This is a genomic window from Streptomyces sp. NPDC050732 (assembly GCF_040654255.1).
In the GTDB taxonomy this organism is placed as follows: Bacteria; Actinomycetota; Actinomycetes; order Streptomycetales; family Streptomycetaceae; genus Streptomyces.
Map to the genome: position 1 here is coordinate 91,294 of NZ_JBFAHP010000021.1, position 17,773 is coordinate 109,066.

Here is a 17,773-nt window from a genome sequence, read left to right on the forward strand (position 1 = left end):
CGTGAAGTGGTCGCGCAGGGCCGTGAGAAGGCGGGCCGGGAAACGTTGACGCTGCGGCAAGGTCAAGCGGCCGCGACCCGCCCGAACCGGACCCCTGCCCGCCATGGGCACCGGTGTGCCACGATCGAGGCAACGACCCCCGATCCACGGACGGCTGATCATCCGATGCCCCAGTCTGACGAGCGACCGAAGGAGGAGCGTGACATGACCGCCATGGCACACGAGCCGCTCACTCAGGCAGATGTTCTGCTGGAGGGCTTCCTCGCGCTGGACACCCCGGAGGGATTCAGGGCGGAACTGATCGAGGGGGAGATCGTCGTGACGCCGCCGCCGGACGGGGACCACGAGGACTACGTCGGCCTGGTTGTGAGCCAGGTCATCAAGCGGTCCCGGACAGACATGCAGTTTTCCGGGAACAAGGGCCTGAAGCTGAAGAGCGGCGGCGCCTGCCCCAAGAACCACGCCATCCCGGATGGCACCTTTGCCCCCACCGAGCGTCGGCTCTTCCGGGGCGCCGACCCCTGGATGCCCTGCGAAGGCGTCGCCCTGGTGGTCGAGGTGACCTCCAGCAAGCCGCAGGCCGACCGCGAGGCCAAGCGGCGCTGTTACGCCCGAGGGGGCATCCCGCTCTACTTGCTCATCGACCGTGAGGCGTCGTCCGTGACGCTCTTCCGCGATCCGGAAGGTGACGACTACCGGGAGCACTGCACGCGCCCGTTCGGCAAGCCGGTGGAGCTGCCCGAACCGTTCGCCTTCGCGTTGGAGACCGCGGCGTTCGTCTGAGCCTCCGGAGCCGGGAGCCCCACACCAGGATCCCGGTGTCGCTCGCGGGCCCGGGCACGGCGTCCGGCCCGGGGCCCCGCCGGGTAACATGGTCGGCACGGCAGACGAGCCGGGCGGGCGGCCGCGTGAAGACCCCTTCGGGGGGCCTTCCCGAGGAACGTCCGGGCTCCACAGGGCAAGGTGGTGGCTAACGGCCACCCGGGGTGACCCGCGGGACAGTGCCACAGAGAAGAGACCGCCGAGGGCTCCGGCCCCCGGTAAGGGTGAAACGGTGGTGTAAGAGACCACCAGCGCCTGAGGTGACTCAGGCGGCTGGGTAAACCCCACCTGGAGCAAGGTCAAAAGGAGCGCCGTCACAAGCGCTCTGCGCGGACGTTCGAGGGCTGCCCGCCCGAGTCCGCGGGTAGACCGCACGAGGCCGGCAGCAATGCCGGCCCTAGATGGATGGCCGTCACCGCGACGTCCGCGAGGACCCGCGGGACAGAACCCGGCGTACAGCCCGACTCGTCTGCCCCACCCGCTCCGGCCCGCCCGGAGCGGATCTCCACTCCGGCCCCGCGCCCGCTGGGCCGAAGCCTGCCGGGCCTTCCTCGGTACGCGTACGCTCCCGATGCGGAAGGCCCGCCATGACGCACCAAGACTCCTCCCTCTCCGGCCAGGACTCCTCCTTCGCCGGCCTGGACCTGCCGTCCGCCCTGCTACGGACGCTCACCGAACGGGGCGTGAGCGAGCCCTTCCCCATCCAGGCCGCCACCCTGCCCAGTGCCCTCGCGGGCCGCGATGTGCTGGGGCGCGGGCGGACCGGGTCGGGCAAGACCCTCGCCTTCGGGCTGCCGCTGCTCGCCCGGACCGCCGGCCGCCGCGCCCAGGCCAAGCAGCCGCTCGCGCTGGTCCTGGTGCCCACCCGCGAGCTGGCCCAGCAGGTCACCGAGGCGCTCACGCCGTACGCCGAGGCGCTCCGGCTGCGCATCGCCGCCGTCGTCGGCGGCATCTCGATCAGCCGCCAGATCGCCGCGCTGCGCGACGGCGCCGAGGTCGTCGTCGCCACCCCCGGCCGGCTGCACGACCTCATCGAACGCAAGGCCTGCCGCCTGGGGCAGGTCCGGATCACCGTCCTCGACGAGGCCGACCAGATGTGCGACATGGGCTTCCTGCCGCAGGTCACGGAGGCCCTCGACCAGGTGCGCCCGGACGGCCAGCGGATGCTGTTCTCGGCCACCCTGGACCGCGACGTCGACCAGCTGGTCAGCGACTACCTCCACGACCCCGTCGTCCACTCGGTCGACCCGTCAGCGGGCGCGGTCACGACGATGGACCACCACGTCCTGGTCGTGCACGGCCCCGACCGGTACGCCGTCACCACGGAGATCGCCGCCCGCGACGGCCGCGTCCTGCTGTTCCTCGACACCAAGCACGCCGTCGACCGGCTCACCAAGCACCTGCGGGACAGCGGGGTGCACGCCGCCGCCCTGCACAGCGGCAAGTCCCAGCCGCAGCGCAGCCGGACGCTCGCGCAGTTCAAGGGCGGCCAGGTCACCGTCCTCGTGGCGACCAACGTCGCGGCCCGCGGGCTGCACGTCGACGACCTCGACCTGGTCGTCAACGTCGACCCGCCGACCGACCCCAAGGACTATCTGCACCGCGCGGGCCGCACCGCGAGGGCCGGCGAGTCCGGCCGTGTGGTCACCCTGGTGCTGTCCGCCCAGCGCCGCGAGATGAGCCAGCTGCTGGCCGAGGCCGGCGTCGAGCCGACGGTCACGAAGGTGCGCTCGGGCGAGGCGGAGCTGAGCCGGATCACCGGGGCGAAGGCTCCCTCGGGCACGCCGCTCGACGGCGGACCCGCCGCGGCCCGCCCCAAGAACGTCAACGCCCCCTTCCGCGGCCTCGGCACCAGCAAGGACTCCTCCCGCGGAACGGGCGGCGGCTCGGGAGGCAAGTCCCGCAAGTCCAGCGAGGCCCGCAAACTCGCGGAGGCGCGCAGGGCGGCCCGGGTGCGGCGCGGGAGCTGAAGGTCAACAGCCCTCGGTGCGGCTGAGGTGGATCAGATGGGCCACCGTGGGCGCGGTGCGCTTGCTGCGGATGCGGCGCAGGTACGTGCTCACGGTGTGCACGCTGATGCCCAGACGTCTGGCGATCTGCTTGTGGGAGAGGCCTGCCGCGATGTGGGCCAACACCTGACGCTCCCTGTGGGACAACGCCGGTGCGTTCTGCGGGCGGCTGTCTACTGGCATCTTCCCTCCGGGAGGGATTGTCAACACGTACGGCGGCTGCGGCCGCAACGTGATCTAACCACGGTCGTGGAGAAACAGAAAGGAATCCCCGCATACCCAGGGGAAACGCTGCGCTACTGAGCGCCACCGGCGGTGTCAAGTCCCCAATTCGGGTGACTGTAGGCGCGCTTCGGTGCGGGCGAGTGTGAAGGCGGTCTCGGCTGAGCGGCAGCCGTACACGTTCTGAATGGCAGCCCGGCGCGGACCAGGGGGGAACGCTTGCTCCACTTTCGCCTGCTCGTCGCGGGGAACGCCGTCTCGGCGTACGGCAGTTACCTGAACATGGTCGCCCTGAACGTGTTCGTCTACGAGGTGACCGACAGCGCCCTGGCCGCTGGGATCTTCATGGCCGTACGCCTGCTGACCAGTGTCGTGTCCGGCTTTGTGAGCGGACGGCTGGTCTCGGCGTACGACCGCAAGAGGTTGATGGTCGGTGCCGATCTGACGCAGTGCGTCGCCATGATAGCGCTGCTGATCGCCCCCGACGCGGGCCGTGCGGGGCTTCTCTACGTACTGGCCGTCGTGACCGGCTTCTGCTCGACCCTGTCGGGCGTCGCGCTGCGCAGCAGCATCCCCGAGATCGTCGGCAGTGACCTGCGGCTGCGCGCCAACTCGCTGCTCGCGACCGGGCGTTCGCTCGCGATGATCGCCGGTTTCGCCTCCGCGGGTGTCGTGGTCGCGCAACTCGGTTACGTCGCCGCCATCTCCCTGGACGCCGCCACCTTCGCCGTCTCCGCGTGCGTGCTGCTCTCGCTGCCGATCCGGACGAGGGCGGAGCCGAGGGCCGAGAAAGAGGGTGCTGGGGAGGGCGTTGAGGAAGAGGGTGTTGAGCGGAAGGCGGAGCGGCGCGGTGCCGGGGCGCTTCTTCTGCTGCGGGCCGCGCCCGTCCTCGCCCTCATGATCGCCCTCCGGGCGGCCGACGGCCTCGGGTCCTCGTCCCACAACGTGGCCCTGCCCGTGTACTCCAGCGACCTCGACCCGTCCCATCCGGCCACGTTCATCAGCCAGTTCTGGGCCACGTGGGCCATCGGCAACATCGTCATGCAGCAGGTGTGCGGGCGGTGGGGCGGGCGCGGTGGACGGCAGGGGCCGGGGGAGCGGGCGTTCGCGATCGGGGCCTGTGTGATGTCGGCCGCGTTCATCGTGGTCTTCGCCGGGCTGCCCACCGGGGTGGCGGTCGCGGCCGCCCTGGTCGCCGGCATGGCCGACGGGCTCACCGAGATCGCCTACGTCACCCGGCTCCAGGCGGCCCCCGACGAGCAGCGGGGCAGGCTCTTCGGGCTCTCCGCGTCGGTCGAGAACACCGGCTTCGGCCTGGGGATGCTGATCAGCGGCGCGCTCCTGGACCACTTCTCACCGTTCCAAGTGGTGGGCCTGCTGCACGGATTGGCGATCGCCCTCTGCCTCGGGATGTTCGTCGTCATGGTGCGCCAGGGCCGGACGGCGACGGCGGACAGGGCGGAGACCCTCCGGGCGGAGAGCGGCGGTTCCGTGGACGGCAAGGGTTCCGTGGAAGGCAAGGGTTCCGTGGAGAGCGAGAGTGAGGTCAGGTGACCGCCATCGGTCGTGACGCCGTGGGTAGTCGTGACGCCGTCGCCGTCGTCGGCATGTCCTTCCGGCTGCCCGGCGCCGACACACCGGAGGAGTTCTGGCGCACGATCCACGACGGCGCCGACCGCATCCGCCGCTTCACCGACGCCGAGCTCGCCGCCGCCGGGGTACCCGAAGAGGCGTACCGGGCCGAGGAGTTCGTCGGGGCGAGCGGCGTCCTCGACGGCATCGCCGGCTTCGACGCCGGGTTCTTCGGGATGAGCGCGCACGAAGCCCGGATCACCGATCCGCAGCAGCGGCTGTTCCTGGAGTGCGTGCACCACGCGCTGGAGAACGCCGGGTACGCGGGCGGCCACGAGGGCGGTCCCGGGGAGCAGGACGGCCCCGGGGAGCAGGGCGGTCACGACGTCGGCGTGTACGCCAGCACCGGCTACCACCTCTACTCCCTCCAGACCTATCTGCAGAACAACGTCCTCCGGGGCGGCATCGCGGACTGGGTCGCCGGACTCCAGGTCACCATCGGCAACTTCACCGACTTCACCGCCAACCGGGCCGCCTACCGCCTCGGCCTCACCGGGCCCGCCGTCAACGTCCAGACGGCGTGCTCCAGTTCGCTCACCGCCGTGCACCTCGCGGCGCAGTCCGTGGTCGCGGGGGAGTGCGACATCGCTGTCGCCGGTGCCACCGCACTGCACGTGCCGCAGGTGATCGGCTACCAGTACGTCAAGGGGTCCATCCTCTCCAAGAGCGGCTACCTGCGGCCCTTCGACGCCGACGCGGACGGCACGGTCGGCGGCACGGGCGTCGTGGCGGTGGTGCTCAAGCGCCTCGACCGGGCGGTCGCGGACGGCGACCACATCCACGGCGTCATCCGGGGCTGGGGGGTCAACAACGACGGCGCGGACAAGAAGGCGTTCACCGCGCCCAGTGCGGACGGCCAGCGCGGCGCGATCCGCCGCGCCCTGACGCGAGCCGGCGTCGGCGCGGACACCGTCGGCTATCTGGAGACGCACGGTACCGGCACGTTCAAGGGCGACCCCATCGAGTTCGAGGGCGCCACCGCCGCGTTCCGCGCCGACACCGACCGCACGGGCTACTGCGCGCTCGGCTCGGTCAAGGCCAACATCGGCCACCTCGACGTGTGTTCGGGCCTCGCGAGCCTGGTCAAGGCCCTCCTCGTGCTGCGGCACGGCATCATCCCGCCGATGGCCAACTTCCGCCGCCCCAACCCGGCCCTCGACCTCGCGGCCAGCCCGTTCTACATCCCCGAATCCGCGCGGCCGTGGCCGAAGGGCGACGTGCCGCGCAGGGCGTGCGTCAGCTCGTTCGGCGTCGGCGGCACCAACGTCCACGTCGTCCTGGAAGAGGCCCCCGAACTCCCGCCCCGGCCGGCCGACGCCCCACCGCCCCCGGGCCTCCTGCTGGTCGCGGGCCACACGGAGGAAGCTCTCGCCGCCAACGCCGGCGCCCTCCGCGACCACCTGCGCGCACACCCCGGGACACACGTCGCCGACCTCGTGACCACGCAGGCCCTCGGCCGCGCCCACCGTAAGCACCGGCTCGCCGTGCGGGGCGACACCGTGGCCGCGCTCACCGGCGCCCTGGACGACTGGCTCACACGGCCCCCACACCGGCCACGGGCGCAGGGCGCGGGCGGCGCCGGGTTTCTCTTCACCGGGCAGGGCAGCCTCCACCGGGGCGCGGCCCGCGCCCTCCACGAGCGCTTTTCCGTCGTACGCGAGGTCCTGGACGCCTGCGAGCGGCAGTTCGCCGAGCTCACCGGGGGCGACAGCCTCCTCGGCCCGCTGCTCCGGGAAGCGCGCGAGGAGGAGCCGGTCTGGGCCACGGAGGTGGCGCAGCCCGCGCTCTTCGCGCTGCAGTGCGCGCTCGTCCGCCTGTGGCGCGAGGCCGGGATCGCGCCGGGCGTCGTGGCCGGGCACAGCGTGGGGGAGTACGGCGCGCTGTACGCGGCGGGCGTGCTGTCCGCCGAGGACGGGCTGCGGCTGACCGCGGAGCGCGGCAGGCTCATGCGGCTGCGGTGCGAGCCCGGCGCGATGGTCGCGGTCCCGACGGACCCGGCCACGGCGGAGAAGCTGGCCGCCGGGGTGCCCGGCGTGGAGCTCGCCGTCAGCAACGGCGAGCGCAGCCAGGTGCTCGCGGGCCCGGCGGCCGCCATGGCACGGCTGATGGAACTGCTCGCCGAACGCGGCGTCCACGCACGGGAACTCCCGGTCCGGCACGCCTTCCACACCGCCCTCATGGACCCGGTCCTCGACGGGCTGCGGGAGCTGGTCGCCGACGTGCGGCCGCGCCCGGCCGACGTGCCGTTCGTGAGCGGCCTGGACGGGCGTACCCGGGCGCCCGGCTGGGTGCCGGACGCCGATTATCTCGTACGGCAGGTGCGTGAGCCGGTGCGGTTCGCGGACGTCCTGCGGGAGTTGGGAACCTCGGCGTACGACGGGGTGGGCGCGCTGGTGGAGATCGGCCCGCACACGACGCTCAGCGGCCTCGCGCGCCGGGAGCTGCCCGGCCGGGCGGCCCTGCCGTCGCTGCGGCGCGGCGCCGGGCTCGAAGCGCTGTGGGACGCGGCCGCCGGCCTGTACCGGGCCGGTGCGCCCGTCGCCTGGCGGGCCTTCATGGGCGGGACGGGGCGCAGGATCCCCCTGCCCGGCTACCGATTCCAGCACAAGGACTACTGGACAGGGCCGGAGAACTTCCTTCCCCGGCCCGTACGACCCGAACAACCGGCAAGGGGTGGGGCGGAAGTGGCACAGGACGAGGCAGCGGTCGAGCGCGTGCTCCAGCACATCATCAAGGTCACCGCGAAGCACCTCAGCTACGACACGAGCGAGATAGCCGAGGACGCTTCCTTCTTCGACCTCGGCGCGGACTCGCTCCAGATGATCGGGGTGCTCCGGGAGCTGGAGGAGGAGCACCAGGTCAAGGTGTCGATGCGGGAGCTCTTCGAGGAGGCGGGCACGGCGCGGGGGCTCGCGGAGATCATCGCGGGGAAGGCGACGGCGGGGCGCGCCGAGCCGCTGCCCGAGCCGCTGCCCGAACGGAACCCCGAGCCGCAGCCGGAACGGCTCCCCGAGCCGCTGCCCGAGCCGCCGGTCCAGGCGGCGCCCACGGCCTCCGCCCCCGCGGCGCCCACGGTCCCCGCCCCTGCGGCGTCCGCGGAGTACGCCACCCGGCAGGAGGTCGAGGACCTCGTGCGCCAGGTCCACCAGCTCACCCAGATGCAGCTGCAACTCATGGGCCAGCTCTCCCAGCTGCTCGCCGAGCGGGGGAACCGATGACCACGCACCCCGGCTCCGGCCCTGGCTCCGTCTCCGCCGCGGTCGACCGCGACCTCGCCGCGATCGCCGAGCTCTCGCAGCGCATCACCGAACAGATGGGGGCGTCGGATCCGGTGGCGGAGGAGGAGACTCCGGCGCCGCGCCCGGCCCAGCACGGCCCGCGCCTTGAGGTGGCCCGCGGCTCCGGCATGCTCCGCGGCAACGCCTCCGACAGCCAGCGGGCCCACCTGGACGACCTCGTCCGCCGCTACACCGCCAAGACGCCCACGTCGAAGAGCATCACCCAGCGCTACCGCCGCGTGCTCGCCGACAGCAGGGCGGCGGTCGGCTTCCGCAGCAGTACGAAGGAGATGCTGTACCCCATCGCGGGGCGGCGGGCGAAAGGCTCCCGGCTGGAGGACGTCGACGGCAACCGCTACGTCGACATCACCATGGGCTTCGGCGTCCTGCTCTTCGGCCACGAGCCCGCCTTCGTCACCGAAGCGGTCCGCGAGCACCTCTCGCGCGGCATCCAGCTCGGCCCGCGCAACGTGGAGACCGGTGAGGCCGCCGAGCTGCTCGCCGAGCTCACCGGCATGGAGCGCGTCGCCTTCGCCAACTCCGGCACGGAGGCGAACTCCGCGGCCATCCGGCTCGCCCGCGCCGCCACCGGACGCTCCCGCATCATCACCTTCGAGGGCGCCTACCACGGCCACAACGACAACGTTCTCGGCCGCTCCCCGCACACCGGCGGCGACGGCCTCACCACCGTGCCGATGTCCGCGGGCGTCCCGCACAACGCCGTCGCCGACCTGCTCGTCCTGCCGTACGGCAGCGAGGAGAGCCTCGCCGTCATCGAGCGGGAGGCCGCGGGCATCGCGGCGGTCGTCGTGGAGCCGGTGCAGAGCCGCCACCCGTCGCTGCGGCCCGCCGAGTTCGTGCGCCGGCTGCGCGAACTGACCCGGCGGCACGGCATCGTGCTGCTCTTCGACGAGATGCTGACCGGCTTCCGCCCCGCGCCGCGCGGCGCCCAGGAGCTCTACGGCGTCACGCCCGACCTGGCGACGTACGGCAAGCTGCTCGGCGGCGGCTTCCCCATCGGCGCCATCGCGGGCCGCACCGACATCATGGACGGCATCGACGGCGGCCACTGGCAGTACGGCGACGACAGCTACCCGCGGGCCGACACCACGTTCTTCGGCGGTACGTACATCCAGCACCCGGTGTCGATGGTCGCCACCCGTGCCGTACTGGCCCACCTCAAGGAGCACAGCCCGCGGCTCCAGGAGCGTCTGAACGCCCGCACCGACGCCATGGCCGCCACGCTCAACGCCTTCTTCGAGGCGGAGGGGTTCGCCCTGAGCATGAGCCACTTCGGCTCGATGTTCCGCTTCGAGCACCGCGCGGACATGGAACTGCTCTACCACCACCTCATGCTGCGCGGCGTGCACGTGTGGGAGTGGCGCAACTTCTTCCTCTCCACCGAACACTCCGACAGCGACGTCGAGTTCATCGTGGACGCGGTGAAGGACTCGCTGCGGGAGCTGCGCGCGGCGGGCTTCCCCCTCGGAAGCCCCGCCAAGGCCCCGGCCAAGGCCCCGGCCAAGGCCCCGGCCAAGGCCCCGGCCAAGGCCCCGGCCAAGGCCCCGGCCAAGGCCCCGGCCAAGGCCCCCGCCAAGACGCCCGCGAAGGCGCCTGCCCAGGTATCCGTCAAGCCGCAGGCCATGGCCTGGAACAGCGCGGCCGCGGTCCAGTCGGAGCGACCGGAGCAGCCGGAGCGGCGGGAGCCCGCCCGGTCCTGCCCTCGCTCCCGCCCCCTCGACTTCGGCGTCTACTTCTTCGGCGACTACCCGCAGGACGAGGCGGCCCCGCGGCACGGCAAGTACGACCACCTCCTGGAGACGGCACGGTTCGCCGACCGCAACGGCTTCCACTCCCTGTGGATCCCCGAACGGCACTTCCACTCCTTCGGCGGCCTCTTCCCCAACCCGGTCGTGCTCGCCGCCGCGCTCGCCCGCGAGACGAGCCGCGTCCGCATCAACGCGGGCTCGGTGGTGCTGCCGCTGCACGACCCGATCCGCGTCGCCGAAGAGTGGTCGATGGTCGACAACCTCTCCGGCGGCCGGATCGGCATTGGCTGCGCCAGCGGCTGGAACGCCGACGACTTCGTCTTCTTCCCCGAGCGGTTCGGCTCGCACCGGGAGATGATGTACGAACAGGTCGCGCAGGTAAGGCAGTTGTGGCGCGGAGAACCGGTGCGCCGCACCACCGGGGACGGCGAGAGCGACCTGCGGCTGTTCCCCCGCCCCGTCCAGGACGCCCCGCCGATGTACACGGCCGTCGTCGGCAACCCGGCGTCGTACGAGCTGGCCGCGCGCCACGACGTGGGCATCGTCACCAACCTCATGACGCAGAGCGTCGAACAGCTCCGCGACAACGTCGCGCTCTACCGGCGCACGCGCGCCGAGTGCGGCCTGGACCCGGACGCCGGGCACGTGGCCGTCCTGCTGCACACGTACCTCGCCGGGGACCACGCGACGGCCCGTGCCGAGGCGCGCGAGCCGCTGTCGCGGTACATGCGCTCCTCCCTCTCCCTCTTCGGCAACGTCGCCAACAGCCTGGGCCACCGGATCGACCTGTCGGCGATGACCGAGGACGACCTGGACGTGGTGTTCCGCCGCGCCTACGACCGCTACTGCGACCAGCGGGCCCTCATCGGCAGCCCCGAGAGCGTGCGGCCCGTCGTGGACGCGGTGCGCGCCGCGGGCGCCGACGAAATCGTCGGCCTCGTCGACTTCGGTGTCGCGCCCACCACCATGCGGGAGGGCCTGGCCCACTTCGACGGGCTGCGCCGGGCGTACGTGACACCTCCCGAGCCGGTGCCCGACCGCGGCGCGCCCCTGTCACCCGGGCAGCAGCGCGTCTGGTTCCTGGAGCGGATGCTGCCGGGCCGTACCGCGTACAACGAGACCAAGGCCATCGAGCTCGAAGGCCCGCTGGACGTCCCCGCGCTGCGCGCCGCCCTCTCCGCCCTCGCCGAACGGCACGATCAGCTGCGTACCGTATTCCGCGAAGTGGCGGGCGAGGCGCGGCAGTTCACGCTGCCGCCGGGCGGCGACGTGGACTTCGAGGTCGTGGACGGCACGGGTGCGAGCACCGGCGGCGGCGACCCCGTCGCCGATGTGCTCAAGGCCGAGAGCGAGCGCCGCTTCGACCTCGCGAACGGCCCGCTGTTCGTCACGCGCCTCGTCCGGCTCGGCGAACGGCGGCACGTCCTCGTCCTCTCCCTGCACCACATCGTGATGGACGCGGCCTCGGCCGCCGTGCTCGCCCGCGACGTCTCCGCCCTCTACCGAGCCCAGCTGCCGGGCGCACCGGCCGCGGAACTCCCCGCCCTCACCCGCACCTACGCCGACCACGCCCGCGAGCAGCGCGCCGCGCTCGGCGGCCCGAAGGCGGCCGAGGACCTCGCGTACTGGAAGAAGACGCTCGACGGCGGCCTTCCCGTGCTGCGGCTGCCCACCGACCGGCCGCGGCCCGCCGTCATGACCTCCAACGGCCGCGCCCTGTTCCGCACCCTCGACCCCGAACTCTCCGACAAGCTCCGCCAGTTCGCGCGCGAGCACCGCAGCACCCTCTTCATGACCCTGCTCGCCGGCTACGCGGCCGCACTGCGCCGCACCACCGGCCAGGACGACCTGGTCATCGGCACCCCGATGTCCGACCGCACCCCCGAGTACGAGGACGTGGTCGGCTTCTTCGTCAACACCCTCGCGCTGCGCCTCGACCTCTCCGGCGACCCGGACTTCGGCACGCTCCTGGCCCGGGTGCGGGGGGTGGCCCTGGACGCGTACGACCACGCGGACGTGCCCTTCGAGGCGGTCGTACGGGAACTCGCGCCGGCCCGCACGCTCGACCGGACGCCCGTGTTCCAGACGCTCGCCGAGTTCGAGACCGGCGACCCCTTCCGCTTCGACCTGCCCGGCGTGCGGGCGACACCGCTCGACTCGGGGCCCGACAAGGCGCTGACGGACCTCAGCGTGTACTTCACCGACCAGCCCGACGGCATCCGCTGCCACCTGGAGTACCACACCGACCTCTTCGACGAGGCGACGGTCGTCGCGCTCTTCGGGACGTTCCGCGACGTCCTCGCGGAGGCGGTGGGGGCCTCGGGCGCCTCGGGGGCCTCGGGTGCCGAGACCGTTCCGGCCGTGGTACCGCGGGAGTGGCGGCACGGGCCCGTCCGGCAGCGGACGCGCAGCACCGTCGACTCGCTGGCTTCGCGGTGGGCCGAGGTCGCCCCGGACCGCACCGCGGTGATCAGCGGCGAAGTGGCTCTGACGTACGGCGAGTTGAACGCCCGAGCCGAGCGCCTGGCGGCCGTGCTGCGGACCGCGGACGGCGCCGGTGCGCCGGTCGCCCTGTGGCTGCCGCGCGGCGCCGACCTGATCGTCGCGATGCTCGCGGCCCTCAAGTCGGGGCGCGGTTACGTGCCGCTGGACCCCGGGCAGGGCACGGCGCGGGCCCAGGCCGTCCTCGCGGAAAGCGGTGCGCGGATCGTGGTCGTGGACGGGGCGAAGCCCGGGGCCGCGGGCGTACGGCCGACCTGGCCGGCCGGGACGACACTGGTGGACGCCACCGCAGCCACCGCCACCGCAGCCGCCAGCACCGCATCCGCCGTCACCGAAGCGCCCCTGCCTCTCCCGGCCTCCCCGAGCGACCCGGCGACGGCGGCACCGCCCGCCCCCGACTCCCTCTGCTTCGCCATCTACACCTCGGGCAGCACCGGCACCCCCAAGGGCGTGGCCATCCCGCACCGGGCCGTCGTGGACCTCTGCCAGTGGCACCACGAGCGCTTCGGGTTCACCGCGGACGACCGCAGCGCCGCCGTGTGCAGTCAGGGCTTCGACGCGGCCGCGCTGGAGATCTGGCCCGCGCTGACGGCGGGCGCCACGGTCGTCGTGGCCGACGAGGCGGTCCGCAGGGACCCGGCGTCGCTGGCCCGCTGGTACGCGGACCGGCGGATCACCTTCTCCATCCTGCCGACGGCGCTCGGCGAGGCGGTCCTCACGCTGCCCGCCTCCCAACAGCCGCCGCTGCGGCACCTGTTGCTGGGCGGCGACGTACTGCGCACCCGCCCGCGCCCCGGCGTCCCGTACGAGACGGTGAACGTCTACGGCCCCACCGAGGTGACCGTGCTGTGCACGGTCGCGACAGTGGAGCCGGACCCTTCCGGCGACGGCCCGATCCCGATCGGCCGCCCCGTCGACAACGTCACCCTGCGGGTCCTCGACGGGCGCGGCCGGGAGGTGCCCGCCGGTGAGGTGGGGGAGCTGTACGTCGGCGGACCCGGTGTGGCCGCCGGATACCTGGGCAGGCCGGACCTCACGGCGGAGCGCTTCGTCGACGACCCGCTGGGCGCCGAAGGGCGGCTGTACCGCACGGGCGACCTGGTCCGCTGGACCGGCGACGGTGCGCTTGAGTTCCGGGGCCGGGCCGACGACCAGGTGAAGATACGAGGCCACCGCGTCGAACCCGAGGAGGTCACGCGCGCACTCAACGGCCTGGCGGAGATCCGGGACGCGCTCGTCCTGGCCCGCCGCGACCGACGGGACGACGCCTACCTCGCGGCCTACGTCGTACCGTCGTCGGCCACCCCGGATGCCGAAACCCGGGGCGGGGCCCAGGACCTGGCCGACCGCCTGACAGCACGACTGGCGGCCCGCCTCCCGGACCACCTGGTGCCCCACGCCTGGGCCGTGCTCCCCGAACTGCCCCTGTCCCCCAACGGCAAGGTGAACCGGGCCGCACTCCCCGCCCCCACCCTCACCACCTCGACCGCCCCGCCACCCTCCACGTCGGACATCGAGGCGCGCCTGAAGCGTCTCTGGGCGGCGGAGTTCGAGGTGGACGCGGCGTCGATCGACTCCGACGCGTCCTTCTTCGAGCTGGGCGGCCACTCGATCACGGCGATCCGGCTGGCGAACGGTGTGCGGGAGGAGTTCGGCACGGAGTACCCGGTGGCGCGCTTCTACGAGGAGCCGACGCTGCGGGCGATGGCGGCGTACCTCACAGGAGGCGCGAGCGGAGACGCGGACGGAGACGCCCGTGAAGACACCGGAGGAGGCGCGACCGTGTTGGGGCGCGCCCCCGTCACCGCCCAGCAGGCCGCCTTCATCACCCGGCACCGCACGCACCCCCGCCCGCAGATCTACAACGTGGCGATGCGGCTCACCCTGACGGGAGCCCTGGACGTACCGGCCCTGCGCACCGCGCTCACCCGGCTCGTCGCCCGGCACGAGGCCTTGCGGACCCGCTTCGTGGAGGACGGCGGGGAGTGGTGGCAGGAGGCGCTGCCGGCCCGGCCGGTGGAGCTGCCGGAGGAGGATCTGTTCGCGCGGCACGGATCGGCGGCCGCCGCTGAGGAGCAGGCGGAGCGCACAGCGGCGGACGTGGCCGCGACCCCCTTCGACATCGAGGCGGAGCTCGCCCCGGTGCTCCGCCTGTCGCGCACCGGACGCGACCGGTGGGCGCTGCTGTTCGTCCTGCACCACGCGGCCTGCGACGGCTGGTCGGTCAGCGTCCTGCTGCGGGAACTCGCCGCGCTGTACCGGGCGGCGGTCACCGGCACCCCGCACGGGCTGCCGGAGGACGTCCCGCAGCCGGGTGAGTACGCGCGCTGGCAGCGGGAGCGGAGCCGTACGCAGGACAAGGGCCGGCTCGTCGACTACTGGACGCGTCAGTTGAAGGGCGCCCCCTTCGGGATGCCGCTGCCGCTGGACAGGCCGCGTCCGGCGGAGCTGAGCGGGGCCGGGGACGTGGTCCTGTTCACGGTGGGCCGGGCCGCGCGCGCCGACGTCGAGGCGCTGGCGCGGCGGCACCGCACGACGCCCTTCGTGGTGACGGCGGCCGCGCTGGCGCGGCTGGTCGCGGAGGTGGGGGAGGGGCCGGACGTCGTGCTCGGCATCTCCTACGCCAACCGCGAGCGGCGCGAGTTCGAGGCGCTCGCGGCCTGCACGGTCTCGTCCTTCACGCTGCGGGTGCGGGGCGGCGAGGCCGCGTCGTTCGGGGCGCTGGTGGACCAGGTGGCGCGCAGTGCGGTCGGGGCCATCGACCACGCGGCGCCGATCCGCGCGGTGGCGGCGGACGTGAGTGCCGCACTGGGCACGGAGGTGCCGGAACGGCTGCCGCTCGGCTTCCAGTACCAGAGCTCCCTGGAGACGGAGATCGAGCTGCCGGGCGTGACCACGGCGGTCGAGGACCTCGCGGTGCCGGGCGCGCGCTCCGAGTTCAACTTCGGGCTGATCCCCACGGGCGACGTGCTCTCCGGGTACCTGGAGTACTCGACGGACCTGTGGGACCGCACCACGGTCGAGGCCTGGACCACCGCGTACGTCGAACTCCTGGCGAGGGAGGCGGCGGAGGCGCTGCGGGACGGAGGCGCCCCCACGGCTTGAATTGATTGCGCCATGTCAAGAATCTTGGCGCCCGGCCTTGTCGCCCCAAGACCCCTGTGCCTCAATGGGCAGCGATCCGGCCTGCTGACTGGCCGTCAGGTGCCAGTGGCGGGCCGGACCTCGCGTCCCCCCTCACTCCCCCCACCTCATGAAGGCAGGTCCTCCATGCGAGACGGCAGCAGGCACGGCAGGCTCGGCAGAGGCATCGGATCGGCCCTCGGCGTCGGCGCGTTCGCCGTCGGCGGGCTCGCGATGGCGCCCGCGGCCGGTGCCGTGGAACCGCAGAGCGCCACCCTCTCGTTCGACTGCGGTTCGTACGGTTCCGGGACGGCGACCCTCACCGCCGCCCAGGACGGCACCAACGCCACCATCAACGTGTCCACCTCGGCGATCACCGCCCCGATCGACCTCGGCCCGGGCTCCGTCAACTCCACCCTCACCCTCACCAGGAACGGCACAGGGACGACCGACTTCACCGGCAACTCCAACCCGGCCATCCCGGCCGGCGGCGCCGTCTCCACCGGACCGCTCACCGGGACCGTCGCCGCGGGCGACAGCCTGGAAGGAAAGTCCCTGAAGATAGTGGTCTTCGGGATCACGGTCACCTGCGACGCCACGTCGCCGCAGTCACCGGGCCCGTTCGTGTTCTGACACAGCCGCCCCCTCGTCGCGTACGACGAAGCCGAGCCCCCGCACCGTCTCGGCCAGGTGGAATACGGCCGAGACGGCGGGGCGTTCGAAGGTCCGTGCCCGGCCGCCCTGTTCGACGCGCACCTGCTCGTCGGTCAGCTTCAGCGACACCGTCCCGGCGATCGCCGTGCAGGCGTCGAGCCCGCCGACGAACTCGACGCCGCCCCGCCCGTCGATCGTCTCGTCCAAGACGCTAGGAGCGGGGACGGGCCCGGCACAGCCGCCGAAAGTCGCGGCGCGGCCCTGCTCCGGAGGGTTCCGGATGTGACGGTCAGGACGTCAGACCGTTTCGAGGGGGCGGTGCGGGCCCTCCGGCAGCACGATCCGGACCGCGTCGCCGGGCCGGACCACGCCGCCCTGCCGGACCACACTCATCACCCCGGCCTTGTGGCGGACGGCCCCGGACGCGTCGCGGCCGACGACCTTCTTCATCAGACCGGCCCGGAACCCGTCGATCTGGCGGCACGGGTTGCGCAGGCCCGTGATCTCGACGACGGCCTCGTCCCCGATGTGCAGGAGCGCACCCGTGGGCAGGCCGAGCAGGTCGATGCCGCGCGTGGTGATGTTCTCGCCGAGTTCGCCCGCCGCCACGGCGAAGCCGTCGTCCGCCAACTCGTCGAAGAGCTCCTCGTGCATGAGGTGGACCTGGCGGAGGTTCGGCTGGTCGGGGTCGCGGGCGACACGGAAGCGGTGCTTCACCTTCGTACCGGCATGCACGTCCCCCTCGACGCCGAGGCCGGCGAGCAGCGTGACGCTCTCGCGGTTCGGCTTGGAGAAGGAGTACGTTCCGTTGCTGCTGACCGCAGTGACCCTGGCGCCCATGGTGCGCGCCCCCTGTTCCATTCAGTTCCGTCGGACTCGTGACGAGTTACTGCGCGACCCTAACTCTTCTCACGCAACCGGCACCAAGGTGAGGTAGGCGATGCCCAGCACCCGGCGGTAGCCGCGCAGCCAGGAGGAACGCTGCGAGTCGACGCGCTCGCGGGTCTCGGCGGCCAGCGCGTGGCCGGGGTGCGCGGCGAGCCACTCCTCGACGTCGGAGCGGTAGCCGGACTCGAACTCCTCCCACTCGTCGACGCTCGCCGTCTCCACCCACAGCGGCCGGAACCCCGCCTCGATCGCCGCGTCCACCAGGTCGCCCAGCGACAGGTGCTCGCCCGCGTCGGCGTCCGGCCACATCGCGGCGAGCTCCCCCGCGGTGGGCTCCCGCTGCCAGAAGCCCTCGCCGAGCACGACGCGACCACCCGGATTCACCAGCCGGCGCAGCGCGTGCAGGGCCTCGATCGTCGTCCGGGGCGGCTCGGCGGAGCTGAGGGCCTGGCTCGCGCCGAGGCACAGGACGACGTCGGCGGGGCCGCGGGTGGTGTCCGTCGCCGACTCCTCGGCGAAGACGACCCGCTCACCGAGCCCGCGCGCCGCGGCGCTCTGGCGGCCGCGCTCCAGGTCCTCGCCCTTGAGGTCGACACCGACACCGCTCGCCTCCGGCACGGCTTCGAGGACGCGCAGCATCACCTCGCCCCAGCCGCAGCCGATGTCGAGAACGGTACGCGGACCGGCCGCCGCCAGCCGCTCCACCAGGCGGTCCGCGCGGCCCTCGGAGAGCGGCCCGTGAAAGGTGAGGCGGGTGAGCCGCGGAGGACGATCGGTATCAATGGCCATAACCCGGCACGCTAACCCACCAACCGACGCCCAGACCAAGGCTTTTGGCGCCACTCCCCCCTCTTTGCACTTTCCGATTGGGGGA

At 72.9% G+C, this 17,773-nt stretch carries 10 protein-coding genes and 1 other RNA gene; 7 read left to right on the forward strand and 4 right to left on the reverse strand.

What is annotated here, in order from left to right; genetic code table 11:
- Positions 1-213: 213 nt before the first annotated feature.
- From AB0H82_RS20595 to AB0H82_RS20605, 3 genes are all read left to right on the forward strand, one after another.
- On the forward strand, positions 214-783 hold the full coding sequence (locus AB0H82_RS20595) for a Uma2 family endonuclease (protein ID WP_362994733.1): 570 nt from the start codon (positions 214-216) through the stop codon (positions 781-783).
- A 105-nt stretch (positions 784-888) separates the two neighbouring features.
- An RNA gene (gene rnpB / locus AB0H82_RS20600) (RNase P RNA component class A) lies at positions 889-1,294 on the forward strand.
- Between the two features lie 115 nt (positions 1,295-1,409).
- The gene (locus AB0H82_RS20605; RefSeq protein ID WP_362994644.1) at positions 1,410-2,792 is read left to right on the forward strand and encodes a DEAD/DEAH box helicase; all 1,383 of its coding nucleotides are present in this window, start codon (positions 1,410-1,412) and stop codon (positions 2,790-2,792) included.
- 3 nt (positions 2,793-2,795) lie between these two features.
- Here the strand turns inward: AB0H82_RS20605 and AB0H82_RS20610 are convergent, their stop codons facing one another.
- Complete coding sequence (locus AB0H82_RS20610; protein ID WP_362994646.1) at positions 2,796-3,014, reverse strand: helix-turn-helix transcriptional regulator; 219 nt, start codon at positions 3,012-3,014, stop codon at positions 2,796-2,798.
- Between the two features lie 258 nt (positions 3,015-3,272).
- Here AB0H82_RS20610 and AB0H82_RS20615 point away from each other — a divergent pair, with 258 nt between their 5' ends.
- The 4 genes from AB0H82_RS20615 to AB0H82_RS20630 all read left to right on the forward strand — a co-directional run bounded on the left by AB0H82_RS20615 (position 3,273) and on the right by AB0H82_RS20630 (position 15,990).
- Positions 3,273-4,607: an MFS transporter gene (locus AB0H82_RS20615; RefSeq protein WP_362994648.1), complete on the forward strand. Its 1,335-nt coding sequence runs from the start codon at positions 3,273-3,275 to the stop codon at positions 4,605-4,607.
- Entirely contained in the window at positions 4,604-7,903 is a 3,300-nt protein-coding gene (locus AB0H82_RS20620; protein ID WP_362994650.1) for a beta-ketoacyl synthase N-terminal-like domain-containing protein, read from the forward strand. The genes AB0H82_RS20615 and AB0H82_RS20620 overlap by 4 nt, the downstream gene beginning before the upstream one ends.
- Positions 7,900-15,339 carry a MupA/Atu3671 family FMN-dependent luciferase-like monooxygenase gene (locus AB0H82_RS20625; RefSeq protein WP_362994652.1) on the forward strand — a complete coding sequence of 2,480 codons (7,440 nt, stop codon included), beginning with the start codon at positions 7,900-7,902 and terminating at the stop codon, positions 15,337-15,339. Before AB0H82_RS20620 ends, AB0H82_RS20625 begins: the two co-directional genes overlap by 4 nt.
- Positions 15,340-15,504: 165 nt before the next feature.
- Complete coding sequence (locus AB0H82_RS20630) at positions 15,505-15,990, forward strand: hypothetical protein (RefSeq protein ID WP_362994653.1); 486 nt, start codon at positions 15,505-15,507, stop codon at positions 15,988-15,990.
- Here the strand turns inward: AB0H82_RS20630 and AB0H82_RS20635 are convergent.
- The 3 genes from AB0H82_RS20635 to AB0H82_RS20645 form a co-directional block, all read right to left on the reverse strand.
- A complete protein-coding gene (locus tag AB0H82_RS20635; RefSeq protein ID WP_362994655.1) occupies positions 15,967-16,218 on the reverse strand; it encodes a hypothetical protein in 252 nt (83 codons plus the stop codon). The two genes, AB0H82_RS20630 and AB0H82_RS20635, sit on opposite strands and share 24 nt — an antisense overlap.
- A gap of 90 nt (positions 16,219-16,308) precedes the next feature.
- Positions 16,309-16,851: an MOSC domain-containing protein gene (locus AB0H82_RS20640; RefSeq protein ID WP_362994656.1), complete on the reverse strand. Its 543-nt coding sequence runs from the start codon at positions 16,849-16,851 to the stop codon at positions 16,309-16,311.
- A gap of 69 nt (positions 16,852-16,920) precedes the next feature.
- On the reverse strand, positions 16,921-17,688 hold the full coding sequence (locus AB0H82_RS20645) for a class I SAM-dependent methyltransferase (RefSeq protein ID WP_362994658.1): 768 nt from the start codon (positions 17,686-17,688) through the stop codon (positions 16,921-16,923).
- Positions 17,689-17,773 lie beyond the last annotated feature (85 nt).